At 60.4% G+C, this 3,270-nt stretch carries 4 protein-coding genes and 1 pseudogene; 2 read left to right on the top strand and 3 right to left on the bottom strand.

The annotated features are described in order from the left end of the window. Nucleotides 1-83: 83 nt before the first annotated feature. Complete coding sequence (locus SB4_RS15815) at nucleotides 84-419, bottom strand: EthD domain-containing protein (protein ID WP_058717124.1); 336 nt, start codon at nucleotides 417-419, stop codon at nucleotides 84-86. A 65-nt stretch (nucleotides 420-484) separates the two neighbouring features. Between SB4_RS15815 and SB4_RS19225 the strand changes: the two genes are divergently transcribed. Together SB4_RS19225 and SB4_RS20615 are read left to right on the top strand one after the other, a co-directional pair. After that, nucleotides 485-1,465, top strand: a complete 981-nt coding sequence (locus SB4_RS19225; protein WP_338108133.1) for an AraC family transcriptional regulator — start codon at nucleotides 485-487, stop codon at nucleotides 1,463-1,465. Continuing rightward, a complete protein-coding gene (locus tag SB4_RS20615; protein ID WP_082670234.1) occupies nucleotides 1,462-1,767 on the top strand; it encodes a LysR substrate-binding domain-containing protein in 306 nt (101 codons plus the stop codon). The genes SB4_RS19225 and SB4_RS20615 overlap by 4 nt, the downstream gene beginning before the upstream one ends. Nucleotides 1,768-2,338: 571 nt before the next feature. On the opposite strand, the gene SB4_RS20210 is transcribed toward SB4_RS20615, so the two are convergent. Beyond that, nucleotides 2,339-3,130 carry a M61 family metallopeptidase gene (locus tag SB4_RS20210; protein ID WP_206598019.1) on the bottom strand — a complete coding sequence of 264 codons (792 nt, stop codon included), beginning with the start codon at nucleotides 3,128-3,130 and terminating at the stop codon, nucleotides 2,339-2,341. 25 nt (nucleotides 3,131-3,155) lie between these two features. Further along, nucleotides 3,156-3,270 (bottom strand): annotated as a pseudogene (locus SB4_RS19775) (IS5/IS1182 family transposase); the annotation flags it as partial.

Below are 3,270 nucleotides of genomic sequence, written 5' to 3'. Positions count from 1 at the left end.
GCGCCGTTCGCCATCTCGCCAGTACGCTGATGCCGCGCTGGAGCATCAGGTTGCCACGTCAGCCTGATGCTCACAGGAGACGGCTAACCAACGACGACTATCTCCTCTGAAACGATCCGGCTGACCGACGCTAGATCGATGAAGTTGGCATGATCGGGGTCGACCACCTCTTGAAAGGCTTCGCAAGTGTAGAGTGCATTCAGGTCGTCAAGCGAGTCGAACCATGCCTCCACGACTGCATCGAAGGTCGGCTCTGGCCAGCCAGGTGCGGCAACGGGATAGGATACGACAAATCGTCTAATTTTGTCCGCTTCGGGAAGGTTGAAAAGTAGCGGTGCGTGGATATCGCGCCGGTAGTCTTTGAACTCCTGCATGCTCATTCCCTGACGACGGCGAAAGCCGATCAGCATCTTGATCATATCTGTGCGACCTCATGTTTGCGTTTTACCGAGACACAATCTAGCGCCGTACGCTGAGACGAACTATGCGTCTCAGTCCATTTAACATTCGCGATCGTCCCACGTTGATGTCACAAGATCCCCTGTCTGACGTGCTGTCGACCCTGTTCCCGGTCACTCACGTTGCCGGTGCATTCGATCTGGGCGGAGCCTGGGCGATACGGTTTCCAGCCCATGACGGGCTCAAAGTATATGCCGTTGCCTCGGGTCGGGCATGGTTAAGTGTCGAAGGCGAGGCAGTGCCGCTGCGCCTTTCGGCGGAGGACTGTGTGATCCTGCCGAGTGGCCGATCCTTTACCATCGCGCGCGATCTTTCTTTCGCGTCGACAGGTATCGACAAGATACCCGAAGAGGCATGGAGCGATCGCACCGCGACCATAAACGGCGGTGGAGATACGGTCTTGCTGGCTGGGCATTTCGCCTTCACGGGTCCGCAGACGGCAATGCTGCTCGGTGCGATGCCCAGCATCCTTCCCCTTCGTGACGCTGCGGGCCAAAACGGCCTGCGCTGGCTTCTGGAGCGACTGCGGGAAGAATTATCGGCAGAGGCGCCGGGCCACATTTCTGCCGTACGTCACCTGTCTCATTTGCTGCTCGTTGATACGCTGCGCCACTACTTGAGCCAAAGTGCGGGACGCACAACAGGCTGGCTCTTTGCCCAATCCGACCCACAGATTTGGCGGGCGGCGCAGGCTATCCACGCCGATCCATCTCATCCATGGACAATCGCCAGGCTTGCAGCGACCGCGGGCATGTCACGTTCCAAGTTTGCGGAACGCTTTCGGAGTTTAACTGGGACACCCCCGATGGAGTATGTGACACGCTGGCGTATGGTTCTTGCTCAACAGCGCCTGAGAAACGGAAGCGACAGGATAGCGGCCATCGCGTTTTCGCTTGGCTACACGTCGGAAGCTGCATTCAGCACCGCATTCAAGCGGGTACACGGTTGCGCACCGATGAGGTACAAAAACGCCGAATGTTCTAACGCGGGTACCTCAAGACGCTGATTGGTTACCTTCAGTGGCAGCCGATTTTTCAACTCTGTCTCAAAATACCATGCCAAACGAGACAGCTTCCGTCCGGTGCGCTATACGGGTGGCGGTTCGAGCGTGGCGGGGAGGAACGGGCCGTTCATGTAACGGGCCGCCTGACGGTGGATCGAGCCGAACTGATGGCCGAGGCGGCGTTGAGCGGAGCCGGCCTCGATTATGTCTTGGAGAGCCTTGCGACGCAGGAACTTGGTAACAAGCGACTTGTGCCGGTGCTGGCCGATCGGCGTCAGCCTGAACCAGATCTATGCCTATACTAACCCCGGTCGCCATCAGCCCCCTCCCGCCTTGCGGGCGTTCGCCGCGCTGGCGCGTGACCGACTTTGGTGCTTCCATGACTGACGATAGATATCTACCGTGGCGTGAGTAACGCTGTTAGCGTGTCAGGTTGACTGTCGATGTGGCTCAGGCGCGGATACCGCAAGCTTCCCGCATAGCGAATTGACGCTCTGCTAATTTCACCGTCTCGCTTCACAACAAGCGTGAGGGGGCGATCGGCAGAGTGGCGAATTGCTGACAATAGAGTGTCGCGCGCAAACGGTGAAGAATTGACACCTGTGATCCGCACGCCGGGCCCTAGTCCTGCACGAAAGGCGGGGCCATTCCACGCAACGCTGCCTACCGTCCCATCATCCTTGACGGTCAGGCCGATGGAATAGGTCAGGTCTGCGACGCCGGCTTCGTCTTCGCTCGCGCGGAAAGCTGCCGTCGGCGTATCGGTAAAGACCAAGGCCCAACCATGCCGCTTGAGACCGATGGTCGTGTCAAGCTCCGCATGGGCGTCGATCCAGCTATGCAGAAACCCAGCCCAGTCTCCCGGCGCAACGTCGTTCAGCGTGTGGCATATGTCGTCGAAAGTATAGGTCCGCGTAGGCGCGTCCGGTGATGCTCCGGCGTAAAACCGACGAGCGAAATCGTCGATGCCGCGGCGCCCCTGGCTACGCTCGCGCAGGCTCGCGTCGACTGCCAGCCATAGCATGACGCCCTCCGAGTAATATCCCGCCGTCGCTGCCAATCGCGCCACGGGACGGGCTGACGAAGCATGAAGGCGGGATAGTTAACGTCGTCGGATAGAGATCGCCAGGCTCGGCCCGGCCTCGCGGCGATCTCGGCTGCCTCGATCGCCAGCCGATCCCGCATTTCCCGTTGTGAGATCTGACCGGCGCGCGTGGCGAGAATGCGTCCCCAGAACTCGGTCTGCCCCTCGTACATCCACAACAGGCTTCCCGCGACGGGAACGTTGGGCGTCGGTGCCCAGAGATCGGCGGGCGTGCGATAGAAACCGTTCCATGCGTGGATGATCTCGTGCGCGATGAGGTCACGGAACATGATCTGGCCCGGCCAGTCGTTGAAGTGTGTCGAGGCCAATCCGTTTTCGCTCGACGCGCGATGCTCGGTTCCGCCTGACGAGCCATCGTCGCTCAATCGCGCCAGTATCTCGTATCGCGCGAAGGGCGCGGTACCGAAGACCGCGCGCATCTGAGCGATCAGCCTGCGCAACTCGGCGAGTCGCTCGGGCGGCACGGTCAGGTCTTTCGCTCGCAGGGCGACGAGATCGAGCGATACCGAGCCGTCACCCGCTGCGGTAAGCGGCACCTGCGTCGCGTAGCGGCCCGCCAGCACCGGAGCGTCTAGGGCTGAGACTCAATCAGAGCCAGAATGCGAGCGCGGTTGCGATGGCGACGCCTGAGAGGAAGTTGACGGCGAGTTTATCGTAGCGGGTAGCGACACGGCGGAAGTCCTTGAGACGGCAGAAGGCGTAT

This window comes from Sphingomonas sanguinis (genome assembly GCF_001476905.1).
Classification (GTDB): Bacteria; Pseudomonadota; Alphaproteobacteria; order Sphingomonadales; family Sphingomonadaceae; genus Sphingomonas; species Sphingomonas sanguinis_B.
The sequence above is the reverse complement of the archived record's forward strand: the minus strand, read 5'-3'. Positions and strand labels throughout refer to the sequence as shown.

Coding starts and splice junctions, on each gene's coding strand:
- SB4_RS15815 (WP_058717124.1), bottom strand. CDS start 419: ATGATCAAGATGCTGATCGGCTTTCGCCGTCGTCAGGGAATGAGCATG.
- SB4_RS19225 (WP_338108133.1), top strand. CDS start 485: ATGCGTCTCAGTCCATTTAACATTCGCGATCGTCCCACGTTGATGTCA.